The organism is Caballeronia sp. ATUFL_M2_KS44 (genome assembly GCF_023630965.1).
Taxonomy (GTDB): domain Bacteria; phylum Pseudomonadota; class Gammaproteobacteria; order Burkholderiales; family Burkholderiaceae; genus Caballeronia; species Caballeronia concitans.
Genome location: NZ_JALQEA010000016.1, coordinates 329,745 through 355,535, shown reverse-complemented (window position 1 = coordinate 355,535; position 25,791 = coordinate 329,745). Strand labels below are relative to the sequence as shown.

Sequence of the window (25,791 nt, the reverse complement as noted above, 5' to 3'; positions counted from 1 at the left end):
ACGGGCGAAAAAGCTGCTTTCTTTGGTTACTTTCTTTGCAGCAGCAAAGAAAGTGACCCCCGCCCCGGGGAGGGGCGAGCTAATAGACCGACGCGTACAAACGCAAGCAAGCGATGAAAAACGCCCAGGAGCAACGGGGCGTACACTACCCGGCAGGGTAAGCAAAACCAGGAGCAAACTCCGAGCATGTTCGCGCACAAGCTGAACCCGAACGAAACACTCGACGTTGCGCCGGTCCTGATCGTCGGCGCCGGTCCAACGGGGCTCGCCGCCGCGATGAGCCTCACGCGCGCGCACATCCCCGTGCGTCTCATCGACAAAGCGCGCCAGCCATCGCCTTACTCGCGCGCCATCGGCATTCAGGCACGCACGCTCGAACTTTTCGAGCAGCATCGCATCGTCAAACCCTTTCTCGAACTCGGACACCGCGCGCGCGTCGCCAATCTGTATTCCAACGGCCAGCGCCTCGCACGGCTCGACTTCGATCCGCTGCAAACCCGCTATCCCTATCTGCTCTTTCTGCCGCAATCGGAAACCGAACGCCTCATGGCCGAACATCTGCACGAGGCAGGCGTGCACGTCGAACGCGGCATCGAACTCGCCGACTTCACGCAAGGCTCAGCCGGCGTGCAAGCCACGCTGCGCCACCCGAACGGACGCGACGAAACGCTTCGCCCCTCGTACATGATCGCCGCCGACGGCGCTCACAGCTCCGTCCGGCACCGGCTCGACATCGGCTTCGACGGCAAGACCTTCGATCAAACGTTCCTGCTCGCCGACCTGCAAGCCGATTCCGACTGGCCCGACGACGAGTTCCATATCTTCGCGTCCGGCGAAGGACTCGCCGCGCTCTTCCCAATGGGCGACGGCCGCGCGCGACTCATCGCCGATCTGCCCGCCGCCGCCGTCGCCACGAAAGCCGACGAACGCAAGCCCGGCCCTACGCTCGACGAATGCCGCGCGCTCGTCGAACGGCGCGTGCATCATCGCGTGATGCTGTCGGATCTCACGTGGTCATCGACATTTCATGTGAACAGCCGCATGGTCGACCGACTGCGCGTCGATCGCGTCTTCCTCGCGGGCGATGCCGCGCACGTCCACAGTCCCGCCGGCGCGCAAGGCATGAACACCGGCATTCAGGAAGCGTTCAATCTCGGCTGGAAGATCGCGCGGATGCTCGCGGGCGGCGCGTCCGAACGGCTGATCGATACGTATCACGCCGAGCGGCATCCGATAGAGCGCGACGTGCTGCGCCAGACCAGCATCCTCACGCAGATGGCCGAAGCCGAGCACGGTCCGATGAAGCTGCTGCGCGAACACGTGATGCCCGCGCTCGCCGCGATCGGCCCCATGCGCGACGCGATGCGGCGCACGGTGAGCGAACTGTCGATCAACTATCGCAAGAGCCCGCTCACGCTCGAACGTCTGCTCGACGGCGGCCCGCGCGCGGGCGAACGTGCGCCCGATGCGCGCGTGCATGTGATCGACGGTCCGCTCGGCCGTCTGCCGGGCGTCGGCTGTCTCTACGACCTGCACGATCCCGGCTGCTTTTCGCTCTTCCTGCTCATGAATCCGGCGGGCGGGGACGACATCGCGCTCGCGCCCGCGACGATCACCGTGGCGCACGCCATGCGCGATCCCGATCTCGACGGCCTCGCGCAATCCATCGAAGCGATCCTGCCGAACGCGGTGCGCGTCTGGCGCATCACCGATACGAGCGGCGACGGCGCGCAATCGCTCACGGACAACTACGGCCGCACGCGCCCCGCGTTCTATCTCGTGCGGCCGGACGGCTACATCGCCGCGCGAGGGCGCGCGCCGTCCGACGTGCACGCGCTGCTGCGCCACTGCGAAATATGGTTCGGCCAGGAGCGGCCGAGCGCGCCGCAGCGCACCGTGAGCGAGTATCCCGAAGACTGAGGCGTTCGGATACCCGCTTCAGGCCGCAACCGTCTTCGGCTGCAGATCCGCGCGATGCAGCGTGAGCGCTTCACGCAGGATCGGCTCCATCGTGGCGCTCGCGGCTTCGTCGTCGAGCGCCGCGAGAATGGCGAGCCGCATGCGCGGCTCCCAGAAGCGGCGGATGTGATCCGCCACGCTATCGACGGCTTCCTCGCGGTCCGGCATCGAATCGAAGAACTGGCCGATGCGGTTCGCCATGTCGATCAGGTTATCGACGTCCATGTGTCATTTCCCCGAAGTGGTCGCGACGTCGCGCATGTTGAGCAGTTCGAGCTGCTGCGTGTTGAAGCGCGAATAATCCTTCTGCCATTGCGACGGCTGTTCCACCGGCAACACCTGCACCGCCGTGACCTTGTACTCGGGACAGTTCGTCGCCCAGTCGGAGGAATCCGTCGTGATGACGTTCGCGCCCGATTCGGGGAAGTGGAACGTCGTATAGACGACGCCCGGCTGCATGCGCTCGGTGATCTTCGCGCGCAGCACGGTCTGCCCCGCGCGCGATTCGATGCCGACCCAGTCGCCCGCCTTGATGCCGCGATCTTCCGCGTCGACCGGATGAATCTCTAGCCGGTCCTCGTCGTGCCAGCGCGAATTCTCCGTGCGCCGCGTCTGCGCGCCCACGTTGTATTGCGAGAGAATGCGCCCCGTCGTCAGGAGCAGCGGATACTTGCGCGTGACCTTCTCCGGCGTCGCGATGAACTTCGTGATGACGAAGCGTCCCTTGCCGCGCACGAATTCGTCGATGTGCATCGTCGGCGTGCCGTCGGGCGCCTTCTCGTTGCACGGCCACTGAATGCTGCCGAGTTCGTCGAGCTTCTCGTACGAAACGCCGTGGAAAGTCGGCGTGAGGCGCGCGATCTCGTCCATGATTTCCGACGGATTCGCGTACTTCATCTCGTAGCCTAGCGCGCGGGCGAGCTTGATCGTCGCTTCCCAGTCGGAGAGGCCGGCGAGCGGCGGCATCACCTTGCGCACGCGCGAAATGCGGCGCTCCGCGTTGGTGAACGTGCCGTCCTTTTCGAGGAAGGTCGAGCCGGGCAACAGCACGTGCGCGTACTTCGCGGTTTCGTTCAGGAAGATGTCCTGCACGACGATGCATTCCATCGACGACAGCGCCGCGCCCACATGCTGCGTGTTCGGGTCCGACTGAACGATGTCCTCGCCCTGGCAATACAGGCCCATGAACGTGCCGTGAAGCGCGGCATCGAACATGTTCGGAATGCGCAGGCCCGGCTCCGGCTGCAGCTTCACGTCCCACGCTTCTTCGAAGAGCGCGCGCGTGGCGCCGTCGCCGATATGGCGATACCCCGGCAACTCGTGCGGGAACGAGCCCATGTCGCACGAGCCCTGCACGTTGTTCTGGCCGCGCAGCGGATTCACGCCGACGCCTTCGCGCCCGACGTTCGCCGTCGCCATCGCGAGGTTCGCGATGCCCATGACCGTCGTCGAGCCTTGCGCGTGTTCGGTGACGCCGAGGCCGTAGTAGATCGCGGCGTTGCCGCCCGTCGCGTAGATGCGCGCGGCTTCGCGCACCTTCTGCGCGGGCACGCCGGTGATCGTTTCCATCGCTTCGGGCGAATTCTCTTCCAGCGATACGAAGTCGCGCCATTGCTGGAACGCGCGCGGCTCGCATCGCTCGGCGACGAATGCCTCGTCGACGAGGCCCTCGGTGACGATCACGTGCGCGAGCGCATTGACCATCGCGACGTTCGTGCCCGGGCGCAGCGCCAGATGATGCGATGCCTTCACGTGCGGCGTATCGACGATATCGATGCGGCGCGGATCGATCACGATCAGCGTCGCGCCTTCACGCACGCGGCGCTTCAGACGCGAGGCGAAGACCGGGTGGCCGTCGGTCGGATTCGCGCCGATCACGACGATCACGTCCGCCTCCTCGACCGACGCGAACGTCTGCGTGCCCGCCGATTCGCCGAGCGTGGTCTTGAGACCGTAGCCGGTCGGCGAATGACAGACGCGCGCGCACGTGTCCACGTTGTTGTTGCCGAACGCGGCGCGCACGAGCTTCTGCACGAGATACGTTTCCTCGTTCGTGCAGCGCGACGACGTAATGCCGCCGATCGAATCGCGCCCGTACTTGTCCTGAATGCGGCGGAATTCGCTCGCCGCGTAGTTGATCGCTTCGTCCCACGAGACTTCGCGCCACGGATCGGTGATCTTCGCGCGGATCATCGGCTTCGTGATGCGATCCTTGTGCGTCGCATAGCCCCACGCGAAGCGGCCCTTCACGCACGCGTGGCCTTCGTTCGCCTGGCCGTTCTTGTTCGGCACCATGCGCACGACGGTGCTGCCCTTCATCTCCGCCTTCAGCGAGCAGCCGACGCCGCAATACGCGCACGTCGTCACGACCGAATGCTCAGGCTGGCCGAGCATGATGACGCTCTTTTCCTGCAGCGTCGCGGTCGGGCACGCGGCGACGCACGCGCCGCACGACACGCATTCCGATTCCATGAACGGCACGTTTTCGCTGGCCGCCACGCGCGATTCGAAGCCGCGCCCCGCGATGGTCAACGCGAACGTGCCCTGCGTTTCCTCGCATGCGCGCACGCATCGGTTGCACACGATGCACTTCGACGGATCGTAGGTGAAGTACGGATTCGACTCGTCCTTCTTGTCCTTCAGATGGTTCGCGCCTTCGTAGCCGTAACGCACTTCGCGCAAGCCGACGACGCCCGCCATGTCCTGCAGTTCGCAGTCGCCGTTGGCGGGGCAGGTGAGGCAATCGAGCGGGTGATCGGAGATATAAAGCTCCATCACGTTGCGGCGCAGCGATTGCAGCTTGTCGCTTTGCGTGCGCACTTTCATGCCGGCTTCGACGGGCGTGGTGCACGACGCCGGATAGCCGCGCTTGCCTTCGATCTCGACGAGGCACAAACGGCACGAGCCCCACGGTTCGAGCGAATCGGTGGCGCAGAGCTTCGGCACGTTGACGCCGGCTTCGATCGCCGCGCGCATCACGGACGTGCCCGCGGGCACGGTCACCGCCTGACCGTCGATTTCGAGCGTGACGTCGATATCCGCGTGACGCAGCGGCGTGCCGTAGTCGGTATCGTCGAAGGGATCGCGCCGCTGCACGGATGCCGCGCTCTTGCACGCGCAATTGCCGGAGCCGCAGCCATTGATGGTGTTGGACATGTCTGTGTCTCCGTTCTTTTATGCCGCTTTCTGCGCCGGCGTACGCGGCAGGCCGAAGTCTTCGGGGAAATGATCGAGCGCGGACAGCACCGGGAACGGCGTCATGCCGCCCATCGCGCAAAGGGAACCGGCAACCATCGTGTCGCACAGTTCGCGCAAAAGCGTGATCTGCTTCACCGACGTATCGCCGTCGCGAATCTTCGCGATGACTTCCTCGCCGCGCGTCGATCCGATGCGGCACGGCGTGCACTTGCCGCACGATTCGATCGCGCAGAAATGCATCGCGTATTGCGCGAGTTCGGCGAGATTCGATGTGTCGTCGTGAATCACGAGGCCGCCGTGGCCGACCACCGCGCCGACCTTCGCATACGCTTCGTAATCGAGCGGAATGTCCCACTGGCTGTCGGGCAGATACGTGCCGAGCGGTCCGCCCACTTGCACCGCGCGCGCCGGACGTCCGCTCGCCGTGCCGCCGCCGTATTCGTAGACGAGTTCGCGCAACGTCACGCCGAACGCGAGTTCGACGAGGCCGCCTTGCTTCACGTTGCCCGCGAGCTGGAAGGGCAGCGTGCCGCGCGAACGGCCCATGCCGTAATCGCGATAGAACGCCGCGCCCTTCGCGAAGATGATCGGCACGGTCGCGAGCGTGATCACGTTGTTGATGACGGTCGGCTTGCCGTACAGGCCGACGAGCGCGGGCACCGGCGGCTTGGCGCGCACGATGCCGCGCTTGCCTTCGAGCGATTCGAGCAGCGCCGTTTCCTCGCCGCACACATACGCGCCCGCGCCTTTCGCGACGAACAGATCGAACGCATGCGACGTGCCGAGCACGCTCGCGCCGAGCCATCCCGCGTCGCGCGCTTTGTCGATCGCGCGATTGAGCGTCGCGATGGAGTGCGGATACTCGCTTCGAACGTAGATGTAGCCTTTCGTCGCGCCCGTCGACACGCCCGCGATGATCATGCCTTCGATCAGCATGTACGGATCGCTTTCCATCACGAGGCGGTCGGAGAACGTGCCGGAATCGCCTTCGTCCGCGTTGCAGACGATGTACTTCTGATCGCTGAGCGCCGCGCGCACGGTCTTCCACTTGATGCCCGCCGGAAACGCCGCGCCGCCGCGTCCGCGCAGGCCCGAATCGACGAGCGCCTCGCAGACGGCGTCGCCGTTCATGTCGAGCACGTTGCGCAAGCCCTGCAATCCGCCGAGCGCGGTGTAATCGTCGATCGAAAGCGGGTCCGTGATGCCGATGCGCGCGAACGTCAAACGCTGCTGGTTCTTGAGGTACGGAATCTCGTCGACGACGCCGACGTTCTTCGCGTGGTCCTTGCCTTCGTGAAAGCCCGCATCGAAGAGCGCGGCAATCTCGTCTTCGTCGACGTTCGAATAGCCGATGCGCCCTTGCGCCGTTTCCACTTCGACGAGCGGCTCCAGATAGAAGAGCCCGCGCGATCCGTTGCGCACGATCTGCACGTCGACGCCGCGTCGTTGCGCTTCGTCGGCGATCGCCTTCGCGATGCGGTCGGCGCCGAGTGCGAGCGCGGCGGAATCGCAGGGGACATAGATGCGCGTCATGCCGTCACCTCGCTTTTATCCTTGGCCGCGTCATACAGGCGATCGAACTTCTGCGGCGTCACCTTCGCGTGAATCTCGCCGTTGATCGTCATCGAAGGCGAGAGCGCGCACTGGCCGAGGCAATACACCGATTCGAGTTCGGTATCCTCGGCGTGTCCGCTATCGAAACGGCAGCCCGTATGACCTTCGATGTGATCCTTCAGCGCTTCCGTCCCCATGCTGCGGCACGCTTCCGCGCGGCACAACTGCACGGTGACGCGCGCGGGCGGCGCCGAGCGGAAGTGATGGTAATAAGTGATCGTGCCGTGGACTTCGGCGCGCGACAGCGTCAAGGCCCGCGCGAGCGGCTCGACGACTTCGGGCGGCACGAAGCCGGTTTCGTCCTGGATGGCATGCAGGATGGTCATCAGCGTCGCGCCTTGCACGGCATGGCGACGCACGAGTTCATCTGCGGCGGCGGCGGATAGCGGTTGTGTCATGGGGCTCCTCCATGCTCGGCATATGTTTTATAGATGCATATTTCGATCATATAATCGGGGGCGCCGAGCCTGTGGATGAACAATAGGCGTCGTGATATATCTTGGCAATAGGAAGGGACAATGCATATGGTCGACATCGCATGTCGTGCCGAACTCATCTTGCGGGACGCCGATGGCCGGGAAACCAGTCTGAGCGCGGTTGTGCCGCTTTTGCAGCTTGTCGCGCAGACGGGCAGCATCGCGAATGCAGCGGCGGCTAGGGGTTTGTCCTATCGCCACGCGTGGGGCCTGTTGCGCGAGATCGAGGCGCGGCTGGGCGGCGCGCTGATCACGAAATCGCGAGGGCGCGGGTCGGTGCTGTCGGAGTTGGGCGAATCGGTGCTGCGCGCGCAACGCATGTGCGGCGACCGGCTCGAAGCGCCGTTGCAGGCCGTGGCCAGCGACGTCGCCGCCGAGCTGAATCGACGGCTGGCGGGCGAAGTATCGGAAGTGCGGATACACGCATCGCACGGCTACGCGGTCGCGACGCTCGTGCGCGCGCTCGGCGAGCGGCGCGTGCCGGTGGACATCAAGTATCGCGAGAGCGCGGAGGCGGTGAGGGCGCTCGCGCGAAGCGAGTGCGAACTGGCCGGCTTCCATTTGCCGCTCGGCGAATTCCGCTCGACGTGCGCCGAAATCTATCGTCCGTATCTCGATGCGAACAAGCATCAGCTGATTCGCCTCACGCGACGCACGCAGGGCCTCTTTCTCGCGAAGGGCAATCCGAAGGGCGTCGCCGGTTTGCGCGATCTCGCGCGCGACGACGTGCGCTTCGTGAACCGTCAGCCCGGCTCCGGCACGCGCATGCTGCTGGATCTGGCGCTGCGCGGCGTCGGCGTGGATCCGGACCAGATCAACGGCTATGCGTCCACGGAACTCACGCATTCGGCGATCGCGGCGTTCGTCGCGAGCGGCATGGCCGATCTCGGCTTCGGCGTGCAGCCCGCGGCGCAGCATTTCGGGCTCGATTTCATTCCGATCATCGACGAGGATTATTTCTTCGCGTGCGAGCGCGCGCGGCTCGACGAAGCGCGGCTCTCGACCGTGCTCGGCGTGCTGCGCAGCGAGGCGTTCAATCGCAGCGTCGCGCATCTCGAAGGCTACGATCCCGAGCGATGCGGCACGCTGCTCGATATCGACGAGGGCTTGCGCGGATGAACGCGAACGAGCGTCGAAACGAATCGTAAGAGGAAGACGGGCGGCGAATGCGGCTCGCCGGCGCGAATTGGGTTAACCTAACGCCTTGCCGCTAGGTTCCACTCCGTTCTGACGCGCGTTGCCGCGCGATACCGCCATGAAATTCTCGTTGCTCGCTTCCTTGTCGGCGTCGCTCGTCGCCGGCGCCATCTACCTCGCGCCCGTCGCCTTCGCGCAGAATTCGCCGGGTATTCCCGGCGGCGTCCTGCAGGACCAGTTCCGCATCAACGAGCATCCGCAGATGCCGTTCGCGGCGTCCGCGCCGTCGGACAAGTATCAGCATGGCACGTCCGCCATGCGCCGCCGCGCCGACAACGGCGACCCCAACGGCTGCAATCTGAAGTGCCCGAAAGACGGCAGCAACTAAGGCCTGAACGAATCGCGGCGCGTGCAATGCGCGCCGTCGTCGGCTTCTTCTTTTCGCTTCCCCGCCCGTTCCTTTTGTAACCGTTCGCACGCAGCGTGTGCGCGTTGCCGCATTGCGCCCGCAATGAACGGGGCGCGGACCGAAATGTACTATGAGATGGCGGATGTCCGGTGCGCCGTCGGCAGTACCTTAAACCGGGCGTGTCATCGCGAGTGTCGCGGTGCGCACGGCCGTTGTTCTCCCATTCGAAAATCAGAAAAACACGAGTGCGCTGGCTTGCCCGAAAAGACGCGGATACCGCGCACGGGCGATGCACGAAACCGCGATGCCCGGGGCATGGTGCGCGGCTTCGGGCGCACTTCGGACCATCCGAGGGACTGCACACATGCGTATTCTCCAGGTCATACTGGCGCCTCGCCTGTCGGGGGCGGAAGTACTCGCGAAGGGTGTCGCGATCGGACACCAGCGCGCCGGTCACGACGTTTCCATCGCCTCGCTGATGCCGCAGCACGACGACTTCGCGCACATCAGCACGGAGCTGCGCGCGCAGGGCGTGTCGTGTCTCTTTCCGGACAAGACGCCGAGCAAGCTCGGCCGCCTGCTGTTTCTTCATCGCGCGATCCGCACGTTCCGGCCCGACATCATCTTCGCGCACGCGACGATTCCCGCGCTCTACGTGCGCGCCTTGCCGACGCGCGTGCCGATCATCTGGGTCATGCATTCCGGCGCGAACGACTTCGCGAACGCCGCGCTCATGCGCGCCGAGCGGCTCTTGTCGAATCGCGCGAAGGCGGTGATCGGCGTGTCGCAGAAGAATATCGACGAATACGTGAAGGAGATCGGGCTTCATCCGTCGATGATCGTCGTGCCGAACGGCGTCGACGTCTCGCGCTTCGCCGACGATGCCGGCCCGCGCGTGGCCGCGGCGTACAAGCAGATCGTGCAGGTGGGCCGCTACATTCCCGAGAAGAACCAGTTGCAGACGGTGGAAGCGTTCGCGCACGTCGCGCGCGCCGATCCCGATGCGCGGCTCTTGCTGTGCGGCGTGATCGAGAACCTGGCGTATCACGCGGCAGTGGTCGAGCGCGTCGCGCAACTGGGCCTGAACGACCGCGTGACCATCGAGGGGCCGCAAAAGAACGTCGCGCAGATTCTGCGTGCATCGGCCGTCTTCGCGATGCCGTCGAGCTTCGAGGCGCACAGCATCGGCTTTCTGGAGGCGCTGGCGTCGGGCATTCCGGTGGTCGGGAACGCGATCGCGTCGTTTTCATTCGCGGGCGGCTTTTCCGGCGTGCAACTGCTCGATACGAACGATATCGACGCCTACGGCCGCGCGATGCTTCAGGCGCTGACGCAGCCGCGCGCCACGCGTCCGCTGCACGGCCTGACGTTGCAGAGCACGGCGGATCGCTATCTCGCGATCGCGCGCGATGTGCTGAACGTGCGCGTCGGATTGAGTTGAGCGAAAACGCCGCCTTCGTCGGGCGGCGTTGTGCGTTTTGCTGTTAGCGCGGCCAGTAAGCCAGCGTCTTGAGCCAGAGCGATTCCGAGAACAGTCCCGGCAACTCGCCCCAGATCTGCACCGGCCCGAGCCGGAACGACGTGTCGATGTCGTAGCCCGACAAGCTCGGCGCGCCTCCCGTGTAATAGAACTCCTTGAGCAGGGCATTCGCGCGCTTGAACAGCATCAGCGTGGCGTGGTTGTCGTGCTCGTCGCGGCGGATGAGCGCGGGGAGCGAATCGGCGTAGGACGTGTCGCGCAGCGTCGCCGCCTCATGCGCGGGGCCGAAGACCTTGCCGCCCTTGATCGTGAAGACGCGCGTGCTCGCGGAATCGCCGCGCGGTTGGAGCACCGCGAGATCGTCGATGCCGTCGCCGTCGATATCGCCCGCCGCGACCTTCACCGAAGCCGCGCGCAACTGCGGATACACGTTGGTGCGATAGCTCGCGGCGAACGCGCTTCCGGTGCTCGCGAGCTGCGAAAGCGCGAGCGCGCCGTTCACGTTCTCCATCGCGATGAGCCCCGCGCGCGGCGAGCCCGCCACGCGCGCCGGCAGGAAGCGCGCGCCTGCGTCGAGCGCGGGCGCTTCGAGCCACAGCGCGGGCGCGTTGCCGACGAGTCCCGCCGAACCCAGCATCCATAGATCGAGGCCCGCGTCCTTGCGCTTCTGCGCGATGACGACATCGGCGCGGCCGTCGCCGTTGAAATCGCCCGCGACGTATTGCTGCGCGATGTCCGGCGTCCACGCGTCGCTCGTCTGCAGCCACAGGCGCGGCGCTTCGAAGTGCGTGCCCGCGCTTCGCAAGAGCCAGAACGCGGTGCCGCCGTTGCGCGGCGTGACGACCATCAGATCGGCGCGGCCGTCGCCGTCGAAATCGGCGAGCAGAAAGCGCGCGCTGTCGAAGCAGAGCGTGTCGGCCTGGCACGTGGGCGCGGTCGCTTGGGGATCGAACGGGACCGCGTTCAGATACCACGGGTCCGCCTGATCCATGCGCGACATCTCCGCCACCCAGACGTTGAAGCCGGGGCCGTCCTTCCGACGCTGGACATACACGGTGCTGTCGCGGCCCGCGCCGCGCACGTCGCCATAGAGCGCGCCTTCCTGACGGGTGTCGGTCCACACCGTTTCCGGCGACGGCGACCATCGGTATTCGGCCGTCAGAAGCGAGCATCGGCCGGCGGTGAGCGCGCCGTTCTTCTCGCCGAGGCAATGGTTGAGCGGCGTGTAGACGAAGCCGAAGTCCCACGGCGTCCATCGTTGCGATGCGCTCTTCGCGTCGCACGCTGTTTCGATCAAGCCGGAATCGCGCTCCGCGATGCACGCGTGCGTCGATGCGTTCATGAGCAGCGCGTCGTTCTTTTCGCCCGGCGTCGCGGGCAATTGCTTCCAGAACCAGTTCTGCGATGCATCGCCCGAACATGCGTCGAGGCGCGGCGCGTTGCCCGTGCCGCCGGACGCGAGGCATCGGCTGGAGTATTCGTTGACGAGCTGGAACGGGCGCAACTGGAAGTCGGGGCCGGCGTCGTTCGTGTGGCCGGCGCGCCAGTAGCGGCGCGCGACCCAGTTGCCGTCCCACATGTATTCGCCGAAGACGTGGCCGGCGTCGTTGCCATCGACGGAGAAATAGCTGCCGACGACATCGCGCTTGCGAAGCGTTTCGGCGGCGTCGAGATTCTTCGGCAAGCCGCCGGTCGGGTAGGTCACGTGATAGCCGATCGGCAGATTGCGCGGGAGGCCCTGCGCCGCCACGCGCGTGATGCGCGCCGCGTAGATGTGGTCCGGATGCTCCATGAACGCGACGGTGTCGGGATTCAGCGTGTAGATGTCGGTGGCGTCGGCGAGAATCGCGCGCACGGTCGCAATGAGCGATGCGCGGTCGTAGGTCGTCGGCGCGGTGCCGTCGGCGTTCATCGGGTAAGTCGTGAGCGTCTGGCCGCGGTCCCATAGCAGGCCGAGTGGAACCTTGCCGCCGCGCACGCCGCCGCCGGGCAGGCGCAATTCGAGCAGCTTCACGCGCGGTTGCTGCGACAGGACGAGCTGATGCACAGGCTTCCCGGCGAACATGATCGTCGATTCCTGCCATCGGTCGGCCACGCCGGCCATGCGCGCATAGGCGAGCTTCGTGCCGGTTTCGCGCAGCAGCACGTAGTCGAACTTCGCGCCGTTCGCGCCGCCGACGAGATGGACCGTGGTGATGCACCAGCCGGCGTCGAGCTTGTCGCTGATGCCGGGATTGACGAAGAGGAGGTCGTCGTCGAGATGCGCGACTACGGTCACGAGCGTGCCGGCGCGGCAATCCGCCGACGTCGCCGACGCGGTGGCGGCTTGGGCGTGAACCGGAAGGAGCATGGCGACGCAGACGCACCAGGCCCACGCCAGCGAAAGGCAAGTCGTTTTCGCCCATGTGCCAGGTCTGCTTCTGCGCATGCTTTCCCCGTTCGCGCGATCGCGCGAGTGAATTCGAACGATAAAGCAGAAGATTGCGCGTTTCGTCCGGCCGGGTCGGTGGCCGAGCGTACACGTATAAAGGATGCGAGACCGGCGCGGGTCGCGCACTGGGCAATGCGCGAAAAAAAGCCTCGCCCGAAGGCGAGGCGCAAGTACTTGGAATGGCCCTTCGGACGCCGGTGGTGTCCCGGCGATCAAAGGACATAAGAAGGATAGGCAAAAACTGGACGCGCGAGCATCGGACATATCTGAGTAAGCAGCGTTTTGCCTAAATAAATTGCCGATGATCAGCTATGTCAACGAAACGACGGTGCGTGCAAGAATTGATCGGGGACTCGCTGCTCGTAAGCACTTATTCAGACCGCTCCGATTCGAAGAACGCGTCGCGGCCTTTATTCTTGACGACGTAGCTTACGTCGTCTCTGCCGTAGCTATGTCTCTCAAAGGATGTTTGCCCCGCCCCGCGCGGGGCTTTTTTTCGCCTGTACGAAATGCAAAGGCGCGCGGTTCTTCGAGCGCTTGCGCCGAAAAGAAAAAACCCGCGACGCTTTCGCGATCGCGGGTTTTTGGAAAGGGGATGGTGGAGGCGGCGGGAATCGAACCCGCGTCCAGAAGCGCTCTACGACCAGTTCTACATACTTAGTTCTGTCTTTTGATTTAACCGCAACGACGCGGACGAACACGCTGCGTTACGGCGATTCACTAAATTTTCGACCTTGGCGTCGTGACGCCACCGAGGCTTAACTGACGTATATGACCTCTCGCGGTATTGCTACCCTAGCCCGTCAGTGAACTAGTGAGAGGACGGCGGCCCTTAGGCTGCCAGTGCGAACGTATCGTCGTTTGCAGTTACGATTTTCCCATTGATTAACGAGGTGACGGGTCCTCGGTATGCCCTGACCGCTTCACAACCCCTGTCGAAACCAGGTCGCCCCCAAAGCGGAAATTTCATTATCCCACGAAAAGCCATATGAGGCGAACGGCCGCCTTTGCAAGACGCCGTCGCCCGGGCGTCATGCGATGTCGCGCAGCAGTTGCTGCAACTCCTCCGGCGTATCGACGACATGATTCGCGTGCCAGCGACGCGGCGGGATATCGTCGCCGCAATAGCCGTAGGCGGCCGCCACCGTGACCATGCCGGCAGCGAAGCCGGCCTGAACGTCGCGCAAATCGTCGCCGACATAGACGATGCGTTCCGGCGCCACATCCAGCAGTTCCGCCGCATGCAAGAGCGGCGCGGGATGCGGCTTCGAATGGGGCGTGGTGTCGCCGCAAACGAGGCAGGCCGCGCGCGTGTCGAGGCCGAGCAGCGCGACGAGCGGCGCCGCGAGCCGCGTCACCTTGTTCGTGACGATGCCCCAGCGCACACCGCGCGCATCGAGTTGATCGAGCAGTTCCAGGATGCCCGGAAACAGCGTCGTTTCGATGCACAAGTCCGCTTCGTAGTTCGCGAGAAACTCCTCGCGCATCGACGGGAACTCGTGGTGCTCCGGACCGATTTCGAACGCGCCGCCAAGCAGCCCGCGCGCACCCGCCGACGCATACGGCCGCAGCATTTCGAGCGGACGCATCTCGAGCCCACGGTCGTGCCGCATCTTGTTGACCGCCGCGACGAGGTCGGGCGCGGTGTCGGCGACCGTGCCGTCGAGGTCGAAGAGCACCGCCTGGCAAAGCCCGAGCGAATCGGCATCGGCGGCGCGCTGGGGCAGGGGAGTGGGATCGTCGGGCAAAGGCTTCGTCTGGACGACGCCCGTTTCGTCCTGATCTTCTTGATTCATCGCGTCAAGCTTCCCGGCGGCAGGCCATCATGTAGTTGATGCTCGTGTCGTTGGACAGGCCGAAGTGCCTGGAGATCGGCCGGTACGTGATGCCCTTGATGTCGACGGGCAAAAGCGACGCCGTGCGCGCGTACGTCGCGAGTTCGGACGGCTTGATGAAACGCGCGTAATCGTGCGTGCCGCGCGGCAGCATCCGTGCGATGTATTCCGCGCCGATGACGGCGAAGAGATAGGCCTTCGCGTTGCGGTTGAGCGTGGAGAAGAACACCCATCCGCCCGGCTTCACGAGCGCCGCGCACGCCGCGACGGTGCCCGCCGGATTCGGCACGTGCTCGAGCATTTCCATGCACGTCACGACGTCATACGATGCCGGCTCGCGCGCCGCCAGCGCTTCGGCCGAAATCTCCTCATAAGCGACTTCCACGCCGCTCTCGAGACTATGCAGATCGGCGACGCCGAGCGCATTCGACGACAGGTCGATGCCTTTGACCGTGGCGCCGCGCGTGGCCATCGACTCCGAGAGAATGCCGCCCCCGCAGCCGATGTCCAGGACACGCTTGCCCATCAGATGCGCGTGCGCATCGATCCAGGCGAGCCGCACCGGGTTGAGTTCGTGCAGCGGTTTGAACTCGGCGTTCGGGTCCCACCAGCGATGCGCCAGCTCGCTGAATTTCTGCAATTCGTGGGGATCGACATTGGTCATGAGAGAAAGCCCTTCTAAATCATGAATCAGTTAGACCGAGTATATAGGCGGTCATGAGGGCGGGCAAAAAGCGCAACGGGCGATGCCGCCAACATTCGGCAAGAAAGCGCGCGAATCCGCTCGACACGGCGAGCCGAGGCATAAAAAAACCCCCGCCGAGGCGGGGGTTCGATCTGCGGCAATCCGACAGCTTACTGCTGCGGCTGGCGCGTCGTGCCGACAACTTCGACTTCCACGCGACGATCCGGTGCGAGGCAGGCGATAAGTTGCTTGCGATTCTTCTGGTTGCACGAACCCTTCGTGACCGGGTCGCGCTTGCCCTTGCCTTCCGTGTAGATGCGGTTGGCTTCGATGCCCTTGCTGACCAGGTAAGCCTTCACAGCTTGCGCACGGCGCAGCGACAGACGATCGTTGTACTTGTCCGAACCGATGCGGTCGGTGTAGCCGGTTGCGACCACGACTTCCAGGTTCAGCGCGCCGATCTTCGATGCCAGATCGTCCAGCGCGGTCTTGCCAGCCGGCTTCAGAACAGCCTTGTCGAAGTCGAACAGAGCGTCAGCTTGGTACGTGACCTTCTGCGACTGGATTTGCTGCGGCGGCGGCGGCGGCGGAACGACTGCCGGAGCCGGTGCCTGCGCAACCAGTGCGCCGTCGCACTTTGCGTTAGCCGTTGCCGGCGTCCAGAACGCGTCGCGCCAGCACAGTTCGTTCGTGCCGTTCATCCACACATACTCGCCCGTACCGTTCACCCAGTTGTCATTCACGGCTTGTCGCGAGGCCGGCACCGACTGTGCCGAGGCCGATGCAGCCATAACTGCGGTAGCTGCAATGAACGCGAGCTTTGAAAGTTTATTCATATTTCTCCTCTCGAAATTGAGATTACCGCAGGTTTACTGCGAGCCTGTAGACGAAGACAAGTCATACATTGCTCGAAGTATAACATTCCCCGCGGTGCAAAACGCTGTGTGTAGACTTCGAGCAGTGTCTAACTTTGTGCGTTCGCATTTTGCCATATCGTTCCCTTGCAACGATAAAAATATCCCCGCACCCAGTCTGCCCGCAACCTTATGTGGTGCGTCCGCAACAAGAAAGGGACAGGAGACTGCGAGCGTCAGCGAAGGCGCCCCACATGCGCATTTCGCGTGCCCGAAACCCCTTTCCTGCGTATTCCCGTCGCGGGCGATTGCGCGCGATGGAAACCGGTGAGGCGGCATGATAGCCCGCCTTCATGACGAATTGCCGGAAAACGTTCCCCACTTTTTGTAAGTAATTGGTACGAGAGTGCGGAAGCGCCGCTTCGATCTGCAAACGGCGCTTTCAACGGCCTCTTTTGACGCCACAACACTATGTATACGGTGACGGTCGGGCGCGAATATCCCGCATGGTAGAATCTTGGGATGCGCTGCGTTCGCGGCGCCGCAGCGTACGTCGGCTGCGCGCCTGCCCGGCGCGGGCCGCGCGGCCGGCGGATGGGTCTCGCGAGTTTCCTGAGCGCGCTGCCGTGTCGCTGCTGCACAGTTGAAGACACGGATAATGGATCAATTCGCCAAAGAGACTCTGCCAATCTCCCTCGAGGAGGAAATGCGCCGTTCGTATCTCGATTACGCGATGAGCGTAATCGTCGGGCGTGCGCTTCCCGATGTCCGCGATGGCCTGAAGCCGGTGCATCGCCGGGCGCTGTACTCGATGCACGAACTGAACAACGACTGGAATCGCGCATACAAGAAGTCGGCGCGTATCGTCGGGGACGTGATCGGTAAGTACCATCCGCATGGCGACGCGTCCGTCTACGAGACGATCGTTCGCATGGCGCAGCCGTTCTCGCTGCGCTACATGCTCGTGGACGGTCAGGGCAACTTCGGTTCCGTCGACGGCGACAACGCCGCGGCCATGCGTTACACCGAAATCCGCATGGCGAAGATCGGCCACGAGCTGCTGGCCGACATCGACAAGGAAACCGTCGACTTCGGCCCGAACTACGACGGCAGCGAAAACGAGCCGCTCGTTCTCCCGGCGCGCATCCCCAATCTGCTGATCAACGGCTCGGCCGGCATCGCCGTCGGCATGGCGACGAACATTCCGCCGCACAATCTGCGCGAAATCGTCGATGCCTGCCTGCATCTGCTCAACACGCCCGAGGCCACCGTCGACGAACTCATCGAGATCGTGCCCGCGCCGGACTTCCCGACCGCCGGCATCATCTACGGCGTCGCGGGCGTGCGCGACGGTTATCGCACGGGACGCGGGCGCGTCGTCATGCGCGCGGCCACGCACTTCGAGGAAATCGATCGCGGGCAGCGTATGGCGATCATCGTCGACGAGATTCCGTATCAGGTGAACAAGCGCACGCTGCTCGAGCGCATCGCCGAACTCGTCAACGAAAAGAAGATCGAGGGCATTTCCGACATTCGCGACGAATCCGACAAGAGCGGCATGCGCGTCGTGATCGAGCTGAAGCGCGGCGAAGTGCCGGAAGTCGTGCTGAACAACCTGTACAAGCAGACGCAGCTTCAGGACACGTTCGGCATGAATCTGGTCGCGCTCGTCGACGGCCAGCCGAAGCTCCTGAATCTGAAGGAAATGCTGGAGTGCTTCCTGTCGCACCGGCGGGAAGTGCTGACGCGGCGCACTGTATACGAACTGCGCAAGGCGCGCGATCGCGGGCACGTGCTCGAAGGTCTCGCCGTCGCGCTCGCGAACATCGACGAATTCATCGCGATCATCAAGGCCGCGCCCACGCCGCCTATCGCGAAGCAGGAGTTGATGAACCGTCCGTGGGACTCGTCGCTCGTGCGCGAAATGCTCACGCGCACCGAAACCGAGGCATCGGGCGGGCGCATCGCGTATCGGCCGGAAGGACTCAATCCGGCGTACGGTCTGCAGGAAGACGGTCTCTACAAGCTGTCGGACGTGCAGGCGCAGGAAATCCTGCAGATGCGTCTGCAGCGCCTGACCGGTCTCGAACAGGACAAGATCGTCGGCGAATATCGCGACGTGATGGCGCAAATCGCCGATTTGCTCGATATCCTCGCGCGTCCGGAGCGTATTCGTCAGATGATCGTCGACGAACTCGGCCAGGTGCGTACCGAATTCGGCGACGAGCGCCGTTCGCGTATCGAAATGAACGCGACCGAGCTGAACACCGAAGACCTGATCACGCCACAGGAAATGGTCGTGACCATGTCGCACGCGGGCTACGTGAAGTCGCAGCCGCTTTCCGAGTATCGCGCGCAGAAGCGCGGCGGTCGCGGCAAGCAGGCCACGCAGATGAAGGAAGACGACCTGATCGACACGCTGTTCATCGCGAACACGCACGATCACATGCTGTGCTTCTCGAATCGCGGCCGCGTCTACTGGATCAAGGTCTACGAGGTGCCGCAAGGCTCGCGCAACTCGCGCGGCCGTCCGATCGTCAACATGTTCCCGCTGCAGGACGGCGAGAAGATCAACGTCGTGCTGCCGATCAAGGAATTCTCGGCGGACGCCTACGTGTTCATGGCGACCTCGCTCGGCACCGTCAAGAAGACGCCGCTGGAAGCATTCAGCCGGCCGTTGAAGAAGGGCATCATCGCGGTCGATCTGGACGAGGGCGATTACCTCGTCGGCGCGGCGATCACCGACGGCGCACACGACGTCATGCTGTTCTCCGACGCGGGCAAGGCCGTCCGCTTCGACGAGAACGACGTGCGCGCCATGGGCCGCGGCGCGCGCGGCGTGCGCGGCATGCAGCTCGAAGACGGGCAGCAGGTCATCGCGATGCTGGTCGCGGGCGGTGAAACGCAGTCGGTGCTGACGGCGACCGAGAACGGCTTCGGCAAGCGCACGCCGATCAACGAATACACGCGCCACGGCCGCGGCACGAAGGGCATGATCGCGATCCAGACTTCGGAGCGCAACGGCAAGGTCGTCGCGGCGACGCTCGTCGAGCCGGAAAGCGAGATCATGCTCATCACCACGGCAGGCGTGCTGATCCGCACCCGCGTTTCCGAGATACGCGAAATGGGCCGTGCAACCCAAGGTGTTACACTCATCAGCCTTGACGAAGGGACGAAGTTGTCGGGACTGCAGCATATCGCCGAGGCAGAGGCTGAAGCCGAACTCGACGAAGCCGATGCAGCCGCGAACGGCGCCGCGCCCACGCCGGGCGACACGGAAAACGGAGAAGGTGGCGAAACCGCCTGATATTTTTTGTGTCGCCGGTTTCCCGTTATCGCTTTTGTAAGCCTGGATTGGTTAAGCTGCGCGACGTGAGCTTCGTGCCGGCGCTGCGCTTCGCTTCCCGTGAAGCCGGCGTCGAGCGCATATCGGCATGTAAGGCTCGTCGCCAGGGCTGAACTGAATATTTTTTACAGGGAGTAATGATGCAAGGACGTTTCAAGCAGTGGATGTTGCTGGCCGCTTTCGTGCCGACTTTCGCGATGGCTCAGTCGCTTCAGAACCAGGCGCCGAACCAGGCGGCGGCACCGGCCGCAGCAGCACCGGTTGATCCGGCCAAGCAAGCCGCGATCAAGGATCTGCTCGACGCAATCGACGCGCAAAAGCTCGTCGGCGCAATCGGCAACAGCGCACAGATGCAGGCAAAGCAGCTGGTCCCGGCGATCCTGTCGGACGCGCTGTCGGAAAACAAGTCGCTGAACGACAAGCAGAAGCAAGCCGCTGTTCCGACGCTGCAAAAGAACGCAGTGCCGAAGCTGGTTGATTCGGCAGGCCAGGTTTTCGCAACGGACAGCTTCCGTCAGGACGCCATGAAGGCTCAGTACGACGCGTACGCGAAGTACTACTCGACCGACGAAATCAAGGACCTGACGAACTTCTACAAGAGCACGACGGGCCGCAAGTTCATCCAGGTTCAGGACCAGGTTGGCCGCGACGTGGTGAACGGTCTGATGCAGAAGTACATGCCGCAAGCCATCAAGGCAACGCGCACGCAAGCGGATTCGGAAGTGGCAAGCGTCAAGCCGGCCAAGTAAGTTCGGACCCGCCGTCCGCGGGAATTCGCCGCCGGGGCATGCCGCCCCGCGCGTTGGCGGGTTTTCAAGACGATGCGATAATGGCTGTTTGCGCGCGAGCGCAAGCAGCCATTTCTTTTTCAGGCGCGGCGCGACGAAAGAGAGGAGCGGAACGTCTCTTCGCCAGTCCAACTCCCGGCCAGCGCCTGCCAATCAGGACCTTCAGATGCGCGTGTTCAATTTCTCCGCCGGCCCCGCCGCGATGCCCGAAGAAGTGCTGAGGCAAGCTGCCGATGAAATGCTCGACTGGCAAGGCAGCGGCATGAGCGTGATGGAAATGAGCCACCGCGGCGCCGAATTCATGTCGATCCACGAGGCGGCGCTCACCGACCTGCGCGAATTGCTGAACGTGCCCGCGTCGCATCGCATTCTGTTTCTGCAGGGCGGCGGCATCGGCGAAAACGCCATCGTGCCGATGAACCTGCTCGGCACGAAGAAGACCGCGGATTTCGTCATCACCGGTTCATGGTCGACGAAATCGTTCAGGGAAGCGCACAAGTACTGCACGCCGCACATGGCGGCCACCGGCAAGACCGAAGCGGGCTTCACGCGCGTGCCGGGCGTCGACGAATGGAAGCTGTCGGACGACCCCGCCTACGTGCATCTGTGCACGAACGAAACCATCGACGGCGTCGAAGCCTTCGACATTCCCGATCTCGGCGACGTTCCGCTCGTCGCGGATGCGTCCTCGCATATCCTCTCGCGCCCGATGGACGTCGCCAAGTACGGCGTGCTCTTCGGCGGCGCGCAGAAGAACATCGGAATGGCGGGCGTGACGGTGGTGATCGTGCGCGAAGATCTGCTGGACCGCGCGCTGGCCATCTGCCCGTCGGCGTTCGAATGGAAGACGGTCGCCGAGAACAATTCGATGTACAACACGCCGCCCACGTATGCCATCTACATCGCCGGGCTCGTCTTCAAGTGGCTGAAGAAGCAGGGCGGCCTGCAGGCGATCGAAGCGCGCAACGTCGAGAAGGCGAAGCTGCTGTACGACACCATCGATTCGAGCGATTTCTACATCAACAAGATCGAGCGGCAGAACCGTTCGCGCATGAACGTGCCGTTCTTTCTCGCCGATGAATCGCGCAACACCGACTTCCTGGCCGGCGCAAAAGCGCGCGGCCTGTTGCAACTGAAGGGCCACAAGTCCGTCGGCGGCATGCGGGCATCGATCTACAACGCGGTGCCGGTCGAGGGCGTACGGGCCCTCGTCGAATACATGAAGGAATTCGAGCGCGAAAGCGCCTAATACCTCGCCTCAGACCTCAAAGCACCGCATGGACGACGATCTCAATTCAAGACTCAAACCGCTGCGCGAGCGCATCGACGCGCTCGACGCGCAACTCATCGCGTTGCTGAATCAGCGCGCTTCCGTCGCGCTCGAAGTCGGCGAAGTGAAGAAGCATTTCAACGCGCCGGTTTTCCGTCCGGAGCGCGAGATGCAGGTCATCGCGCGGCTGCAGGAAATGAGCGAAGGCCCGCTCGCGGACGATCACATCAGCGCGATCTGGCGCGAGATCATGGCGGCGAGCCGCTCGCTCGAACAGACCATCCGCGCCGCGTTTCTGGGGCCGGTCGGCACGTACAGCGAACAGGCGATGTTTGAATACTTCGGCCATTCGATCGAAGGCATGCCGTGTCCGTCCATCGATGAAGTGTTCCGCTCCGTCGAGGCGGGCGCGGCGCAGTACGGCGTCGTGCCGGTCGAGAATTCGGCGGAAGGCGCGGTGTCGCGCACGCTGGATCTGCTCTTGCAAACGCAGTTGCTCATCGGCGGCGAACTCGCGTTGCCGATTCATCACAATCTGCTGACCGCGTCCGGCACGCTCGATGGCGTCACGCGCGTGTGCGCGCATCCGCAGGCGCTCGCGCAGTGCCAGCGTTGGCTCACGGCGCACGCGCCGCGTCTCGAGCGGCAAGCGGTGTCGAGCAATGCGGAAGCGGCGCGCATCGCGGTGTCGGATCCGACGGTCGCGGCCATCGCCGGCGATCGCGCGGCCACGCATTACGGCCTGGGCGTCGTCGCTCCGATGATTCAGGACGATCCGCACAACCGCACGCGCTTCGTCGTCATCGGCAAGCAGCCGACCGGCGCGAGCGGTCACGACCAGACTTCGCTCATCGTCTCGGTGGCGAACGAGCCGGGCGCGGTGTTCAAGCTGCTGGAACCGCTCGCGAAGCACGGCGTCTCCATGACGCGCTTCGAGTCGCGGCCCGCGCGCATCGGCACGTGGGAGTATTACTTCTATATCGACGTGGAAGGCCATCGCGACGATGCCGCCGTCGCCGCCGCACTCGATGAACTTGGTCAAAAGGCCGCGTTCCTGAAGATTCTCGGGTCGTATCCGCGCGCCCGGTAAAATCCGCGCTTTGATCCGTTTGATCGTTCCGCGTCCTCGCGACGCGTTTTTCCCGGTGTTCCGTGACCGCGTTCACATTCAATAAACTGGTTATTTTCGGCGTCGGCCTGATCGGGGGCTCGCTCGCGCGCGCGCTGCGCGAACGGGCGGGGCTGGCGGGGCGCGTCGTCGGCGTCGGGCGCTCGGCGCAGTCGGTGGCGCGCGCGCTGGAAATCGGCGTGATCGACGAAGCCGCCGCCCTCGACGACGACGCCGCGCTCGCCCGCGCGCTCCAAGGCGCGGACGTCGTGCTGCTCGCCGCGCCGGTCGCGCAGACCGGGCCGCTGCTCGCGCGCATGGCGCCGTTTCTGGATGCGCGGACCATCGTGACCGACGCGGGCAGCACCAAGAGCGATGTCGTCGCGGCGGCGCGTTCGGCGCTCGGCGTGCGCGTCGCGCAGTTCGTGCCGGGGCATCCGATAGCCGGGCGCGAATCGAGCGGCGTCGATGCCGCATTGCCCGAACTTTATGTCGATCGCAACGTGGTGCTGTGTCCGCTCGCCGAGAACGCGCCGGAGACGGTCGAGCGCATCGCGGCGATGTGGCGCGCGACCGGCGCGTGCGTGCGTCAGATGAGCGAGGGGCAGCACGATCGCGTGTTCGCGTCGGTGAGCCATCTGCCGCATGTGCTGTCGTTCGCGCTCGTCGAGCAGATTCTCGAAGCGCCCGACGCGCAACTCAAGTTTTCATTCGCCGCGGGCGGTTTCCGCGATTTCACGCGCATCGCTGCGTCGAGCCCGGAAATGTGGCGCGACGTGTGCCTCGCGAATCGCACCGCGCTGCTCGCCGAACTCGACGCGTACACCGACGTGCTCGCGCGTTTTCGCGCGGCCATCGACGCATCCGACGGCGCCGCGCTCGAAGCGGCGTTCGCGCGTTCGCGCGTCGCGCGCCAGGAATGGCAGGAACGCGGCGGCATCAGAAATTCCGGCGACGGCGATCGCGCCGCGAAATAGGCACATCCCAGGACACACCATGGAACATCTCGATCTCGGACCTTTTGCTCGCGCGTCCGGCACGGTGCGGCTGCCCGGCTCGAAGAGCATCTCGAACCGCGTGCTGCTGCTCGCGGCGCTGTCGGCGGGCGAAACCACGATCACCAATCTGCTCGATTCCGACGACACGCGCGTGATGCTCGCCGCGCTCGAAACGCTCGGCGTTTCGGTAGAGCGCGATGGCGAGCGCGTGATCGTGACCGGCACGGGCGGCGCGTTTCCGTCGAAATCGGCGGAGCTTTTTCTCGGCAACGCGGGCACGGCGGTGCGCCCGCTCACGGCGGCGCTGGCCGTCAACGGCGGCGAATATCGCGTGCACGGCGTGCCGCGCATGCACGAGCGGCCGATCGGCGATCTCGTCGACGGCTTGCGCCAGATCGGCGCGTCGATCGACTATGAGCAGAACGACGGCTTTCCGCCGCTCAGGATTCACGCGGCGAAGATCGCCGTCGACAAGCCCATCCGCGTGCGCGGCGACGTGTCGAGCCAGTTCCTCACCGCGCTCCTGATGAGCCTGCCCGTGATCGAAGGCCGCAGCGGCCCGGTCACGATCGAAGTCGAAGGCGAACTCATCTCGAAGCCATACATCGAGATCACGATCCGGCTGATGGAGCGCTTCGGCGTCACGGTCGAGCGCGACGGCTGGGCCAGCTTCACGGTGCCGGCGGGCGCGGGCTACCGTTCGCCGGGCGCGATCATGGTCGAAGGCGATGCGTCGTCGGCGTCGTATTTCCTCGCGGCGGGCGCGATCGGGCATGGCCCGGTGCGCGTCGAAGGCGTCGGGCGGTCGAGCATTCAGGGCGACGTCGGTTTCGCGGACGCGCTCAATCGCATGGGCGCGAACGTGATGATGGGCGACGACTGGATCGAAGTGCGCGGCGTGGAGTCGGACGACGGCAGGCTCGCGCCCATCGACATGGACTTCAACCTGATTCCCGATGCCGCGATGACCATCGCCGTGGCCGCGCTTTTCGCGAGCGGCACGACGACGCTGCGCAATATCGCGAGCTGGCGCGTGAAGGAAACGGACCGCATCGCCGCGATGGCGACGGAACTGCGCAAGGTCGGCGCGACGGTGGAAGAGGGCGCGGATTACCTCGTCGTCACGCCGCCCGCCACGCTCACGCCGAACGCCGCGATCGACACCTACGACGATCACCGCATGGCCATGTGTTTTTCGCTCGTGAGCTTGGGCGGCGTGCCGGTGCGCATCAACGATCCGAAGTGCGTCAACAAGACGTTTCCCGATTATTTCGACCGTTTCGCGACGCTCGTGACGGCATGACCGGAGCGATGCATCGTGAAGCGCGACGATTTTCAGTTCAACGACCGCAACAACGGGCCTGATGGGCCACACGCAATGAAACCGACCCGTCCTTTCGACCCCATTTCAGTGATCACCATCGACGGGCCGACGGCTTCGGGCAAGGGAACCGTCGCGGCGCTGGTCGCGGCCACGCTCGGCTTTCACCTGCTCGACAGCGGCGCGCTCTACCGGCTCGCGGCGCTGGCGAGCATCCGCTACGGCATCGACAACGGCGACGCCGCCGCGCTTGCAAAACTCGTCGGCGACCTGCATATCACCTTTCGCGAAGGATGCGCGCAGCTCGACGGCGTCGACGTATCGAGCGAAATCCGGGCGGAAGAAGTCGGCAATCGCGCGTCCGCCATCGCCGTTCATCCGGAAGTGCGGCAGGCGCTGGTCGCCCGCCAGCGCGCGTTCCGCAAGCGTCCGGGCCTCGTCGCGGACGGCCGCGACATGGGCACCGTGATCTTTCCGGACGCCACGCTTAAGGTCTTTCTTACCGCGAGTGTCGAGGCCCGCGCGGCGAGGCGCCATAAGCAATTGATGCAAAAAGGCTTTTCTGCTAATATGGATGACTTGCTGCGCGATTTGCGCGAACGCGACGCCCGGGACACCAACCGCGCCGCCGCGCCGCTCAAGCCCGCGGCGGATGCGAAGACGCTGGATACCTCCGGCTTGTCCATCGACCAGGCGGTCGAGCAGATCATCGGCTGGTACAGCGCGGTTCGCGTCTGATTTCTCGTAGTAGCCCAGTAGTAGCTGTGTCGTAAAGCAAGGTGTTCCGCCATGAGGCGGAGCGTGTGTTAAACCCCTTAACCCCGTACGGCTTCGCGCACTTACCGGTCCAGCGCCCGGCAATCCGGACCACCGAGGACCATC

The 25,791-nt window shown here is 64.4% G+C and carries 19 protein-coding genes and 1 other RNA gene; 11 read left to right on the top strand and 9 right to left on the bottom strand.

Annotated features, from left to right (window positions below; all coding sequences use genetic code 11):
* The first annotated feature begins 186 nt into the window (after window positions 1-186).
* The gene (locus tag NCR39_RS10040) at window positions 187-1,920 is read left to right on the top strand and encodes an FAD-dependent monooxygenase (protein ID WP_250452032.1); all 1,734 of its coding nucleotides are present in this window, start codon (window positions 187-189) and stop codon (window positions 1,918-1,920) included.
* An 18-nt stretch (window positions 1,921-1,938) separates the two neighbouring features.
* On the opposite strand, the gene NCR39_RS10035 is transcribed toward NCR39_RS10040, so the two are convergent.
* Genes NCR39_RS10035 through NCR39_RS10020 form a run of 4 tightly spaced genes read right to left on the bottom strand, consistent with a single transcriptional unit; the run spans window position 1,939 to window position 7,169 of the window.
* Window positions 1,939-2,184 carry a formate dehydrogenase subunit delta gene (locus NCR39_RS10035; protein WP_250452031.1) on the bottom strand — a complete coding sequence of 82 codons (246 nt, stop codon included), beginning with the start codon at window positions 2,182-2,184 and terminating at the stop codon, window positions 1,939-1,941.
* A 3-nt stretch (window positions 2,185-2,187) separates the two neighbouring features.
* The gene (fdhF, locus tag NCR39_RS10030) at window positions 2,188-5,115 is read right to left on the bottom strand and encodes a formate dehydrogenase subunit alpha (RefSeq protein ID WP_250452030.1); all 2,928 of its coding nucleotides are present in this window, start codon (window positions 5,113-5,115) and stop codon (window positions 2,188-2,190) included.
* Window positions 5,116-5,133: 18 nt separating this feature from the next.
* Window positions 5,134-6,690 (bottom strand): formate dehydrogenase beta subunit, encoded by a 1,557-nt coding sequence (locus NCR39_RS10025; RefSeq protein ID WP_250452029.1) that lies wholly within the window; start codon window positions 6,688-6,690, stop codon window positions 5,134-5,136.
* Window positions 6,687-7,169 (bottom strand): NAD(P)H-dependent oxidoreductase subunit E, encoded by a 483-nt coding sequence (locus tag NCR39_RS10020; protein ID WP_250452028.1) that lies wholly within the window; start codon window positions 7,167-7,169, stop codon window positions 6,687-6,689. Before NCR39_RS10020 ends, NCR39_RS10025 begins: the two co-directional genes overlap by 4 nt.
* 126 nt (window positions 7,170-7,295) lie before the next feature.
* On the opposite strand from NCR39_RS10020, the gene NCR39_RS10015 reads away from it, so the two are divergent.
* From NCR39_RS10015 to NCR39_RS10005, 3 genes are all read left to right on the top strand, one after another.
* A complete protein-coding gene (locus tag NCR39_RS10015) occupies window positions 7,296-8,366 on the top strand; it encodes a substrate-binding domain-containing protein (RefSeq protein WP_250452053.1) in 1,071 nt (356 codons plus the stop codon).
* Window positions 8,367-8,502: 136 nt separating this feature from the next.
* Entirely contained in the window at window positions 8,503-8,772 is a 270-nt protein-coding gene (locus tag NCR39_RS10010) for a hypothetical protein (RefSeq protein ID WP_250452027.1), read from the top strand.
* Window positions 8,773-9,157: 385 nt separating this feature from the next.
* Window positions 9,158-10,234: a glycosyltransferase family 4 protein gene (locus NCR39_RS10005; RefSeq protein WP_250452026.1), complete on the top strand. Its 1,077-nt coding sequence runs from the start codon at window positions 9,158-9,160 to the stop codon at window positions 10,232-10,234.
* 43 nt (window positions 10,235-10,277) lie between these two features.
* Here NCR39_RS10005 and NCR39_RS10000 read toward each other — a convergent pair whose 3' ends face one another.
* The 5 genes from NCR39_RS10000 to ompA form a co-directional block, all read right to left on the bottom strand.
* A complete protein-coding gene (locus NCR39_RS10000) occupies window positions 10,278-12,623 on the bottom strand; it encodes an FG-GAP-like repeat-containing protein (RefSeq protein WP_250452025.1) in 2,346 nt (781 codons plus the stop codon).
* Window positions 12,624-13,300: 677 nt separating this feature from the next.
* Window positions 13,301-13,658: a transfer-messenger RNA gene (gene ssrA, locus NCR39_RS09995) on the bottom strand.
* Window positions 13,659-13,735: 77 nt separating this feature from the next.
* Window positions 13,736-14,500: a phosphoglycolate phosphatase gene (gene gph / locus NCR39_RS09990; protein ID WP_250452024.1), complete on the bottom strand. Its 765-nt coding sequence runs from the start codon at window positions 14,498-14,500 to the stop codon at window positions 13,736-13,738.
* Window positions 14,501-14,504: 4 nt separating this feature from the next.
* The gene (ubiG, locus tag NCR39_RS09985) at window positions 14,505-15,203 is read right to left on the bottom strand and encodes a bifunctional 2-polyprenyl-6-hydroxyphenol methylase/3-demethylubiquinol 3-O-methyltransferase UbiG (protein ID WP_087128269.1); all 699 of its coding nucleotides are present in this window, start codon (window positions 15,201-15,203) and stop codon (window positions 14,505-14,507) included.
* Window positions 15,204-15,394: 191 nt separating this feature from the next.
* Complete coding sequence (ompA, locus tag NCR39_RS09980) at window positions 15,395-16,060, bottom strand: outer membrane protein OmpA (RefSeq protein ID WP_250452023.1); 666 nt, start codon at window positions 16,058-16,060, stop codon at window positions 15,395-15,397.
* A gap of 676 nt (window positions 16,061-16,736) precedes the next feature.
* Between ompA and gyrA the strand changes: the two genes are divergently transcribed.
* From gyrA to cmk, 7 genes are all read left to right on the top strand, one after another.
* Window positions 16,737-19,385 carry a DNA gyrase subunit A gene (gyrA, locus tag NCR39_RS09975; protein ID WP_250452022.1) on the top strand — a complete coding sequence of 883 codons (2,649 nt, stop codon included), beginning with the start codon at window positions 16,737-16,739 and terminating at the stop codon, window positions 19,383-19,385.
* A 179-nt stretch (window positions 19,386-19,564) separates the two neighbouring features.
* A complete protein-coding gene (locus tag NCR39_RS09970) occupies window positions 19,565-20,173 on the top strand; it encodes a DUF2059 domain-containing protein (RefSeq protein ID WP_040049557.1) in 609 nt (202 codons plus the stop codon).
* Window positions 20,174-20,378: 205 nt separating this feature from the next.
* Window positions 20,379-21,461, top strand: a complete 1,083-nt coding sequence (gene serC, locus NCR39_RS09965) for a 3-phosphoserine/phosphohydroxythreonine transaminase (protein WP_250452021.1) — start codon at window positions 20,379-20,381, stop codon at window positions 21,459-21,461.
* 28 nt (window positions 21,462-21,489) lie between these two features.
* A complete protein-coding gene (gene pheA, locus NCR39_RS09960; RefSeq protein WP_250452020.1) occupies window positions 21,490-22,572 on the top strand; it encodes a prephenate dehydratase in 1,083 nt (360 codons plus the stop codon).
* 62 nt (window positions 22,573-22,634) lie between these two features.
* Complete coding sequence (locus NCR39_RS09955) at window positions 22,635-23,567, top strand: prephenate dehydrogenase (RefSeq protein WP_250452019.1); 933 nt, start codon at window positions 22,635-22,637, stop codon at window positions 23,565-23,567.
* 19 nt (window positions 23,568-23,586) lie between these two features.
* Window positions 23,587-24,891, top strand: coding sequence for a 3-phosphoshikimate 1-carboxyvinyltransferase (gene aroA, locus NCR39_RS09950; RefSeq protein WP_040049513.1), 1,305 nt, complete (start codon window positions 23,587-23,589; stop codon window positions 24,889-24,891).
* Window positions 24,892-24,966: 75 nt separating this feature from the next.
* Window positions 24,967-25,647 carry a (d)CMP kinase gene (gene cmk / locus NCR39_RS09945; RefSeq protein ID WP_087128384.1) on the top strand — a complete coding sequence of 227 codons (681 nt, stop codon included), beginning with the start codon at window positions 24,967-24,969 and terminating at the stop codon, window positions 25,645-25,647.
* Window positions 25,648-25,791: the final 144 nt, after the last annotated feature.

Excerpts from the sequence above, each read along its gene's own strand:
- NCR39_RS10040 (WP_250452032.1), top strand. The coding sequence starts at position 187 with ATGTTCGCGCACAAGCTGAACCCGAACGAAACACTCGACGTTGCGCCG.
- NCR39_RS10035 (WP_250452031.1), bottom strand. The coding sequence starts at position 2,184 with ATGGACGTCGATAACCTGATCGACATGGCGAACCGCATCGGCCAGTTC.
- fdhF (WP_250452030.1), bottom strand. The coding sequence starts at position 5,115 with ATGTCCAACACCATCAATGGCTGCGGCTCCGGCAATTGCGCGTGCAAG.
- NCR39_RS10025 (WP_250452029.1), bottom strand. The coding sequence starts at position 6,690 with ATGACGCGCATCTATGTCCCCTGCGATTCCGCCGCGCTCGCACTCGGC.
- NCR39_RS10020 (WP_250452028.1), bottom strand. The coding sequence starts at position 7,169 with ATGACACAACCGCTATCCGCCGCCGCCGCAGATGAACTCGTGCGTCGC.
- NCR39_RS10015 (WP_250452053.1), top strand. The coding sequence starts at position 7,296 with ATGGTCGACATCGCATGTCGTGCCGAACTCATCTTGCGGGACGCCGAT.
- NCR39_RS10010 (WP_250452027.1), top strand. The coding sequence starts at position 8,503 with ATGAAATTCTCGTTGCTCGCTTCCTTGTCGGCGTCGCTCGTCGCCGGC.
- NCR39_RS10005 (WP_250452026.1), top strand. The coding sequence starts at position 9,158 with ATGCGTATTCTCCAGGTCATACTGGCGCCTCGCCTGTCGGGGGCGGAA.
- NCR39_RS10000 (WP_250452025.1), bottom strand. The coding sequence starts at position 12,623 with ATGCTCCTTCCGGTTCACGCCCAAGCCGCCACCGCGTCGGCGACGTCG.
- gph (WP_250452024.1), bottom strand. The coding sequence starts at position 14,500 with ATGAATCAAGAAGATCAGGACGAAACGGGCGTCGTCCAGACGAAGCCT.
- ubiG (WP_087128269.1), bottom strand. The coding sequence starts at position 15,203 with ATGACCAATGTCGATCCCCACGAATTGCAGAAATTCAGCGAGCTGGCG.
- ompA (WP_250452023.1), bottom strand. The coding sequence starts at position 16,060 with ATGAATAAACTTTCAAAGCTCGCGTTCATTGCAGCTACCGCAGTTATG.
- gyrA (WP_250452022.1), top strand. The coding sequence starts at position 16,737 with ATGGATCAATTCGCCAAAGAGACTCTGCCAATCTCCCTCGAGGAGGAA.
- NCR39_RS09970 (WP_040049557.1), top strand. The coding sequence starts at position 19,565 with ATGCAAGGACGTTTCAAGCAGTGGATGTTGCTGGCCGCTTTCGTGCCG.
- serC (WP_250452021.1), top strand. The coding sequence starts at position 20,379 with ATGCGCGTGTTCAATTTCTCCGCCGGCCCCGCCGCGATGCCCGAAGAA.
- pheA (WP_250452020.1), top strand. The coding sequence starts at position 21,490 with ATGGACGACGATCTCAATTCAAGACTCAAACCGCTGCGCGAGCGCATC.
- aroA (WP_040049513.1), top strand. The coding sequence starts at position 23,587 with ATGGAACATCTCGATCTCGGACCTTTTGCTCGCGCGTCCGGCACGGTG.
- cmk (WP_087128384.1), top strand. The coding sequence starts at position 24,967 with ATGAAACCGACCCGTCCTTTCGACCCCATTTCAGTGATCACCATCGAC.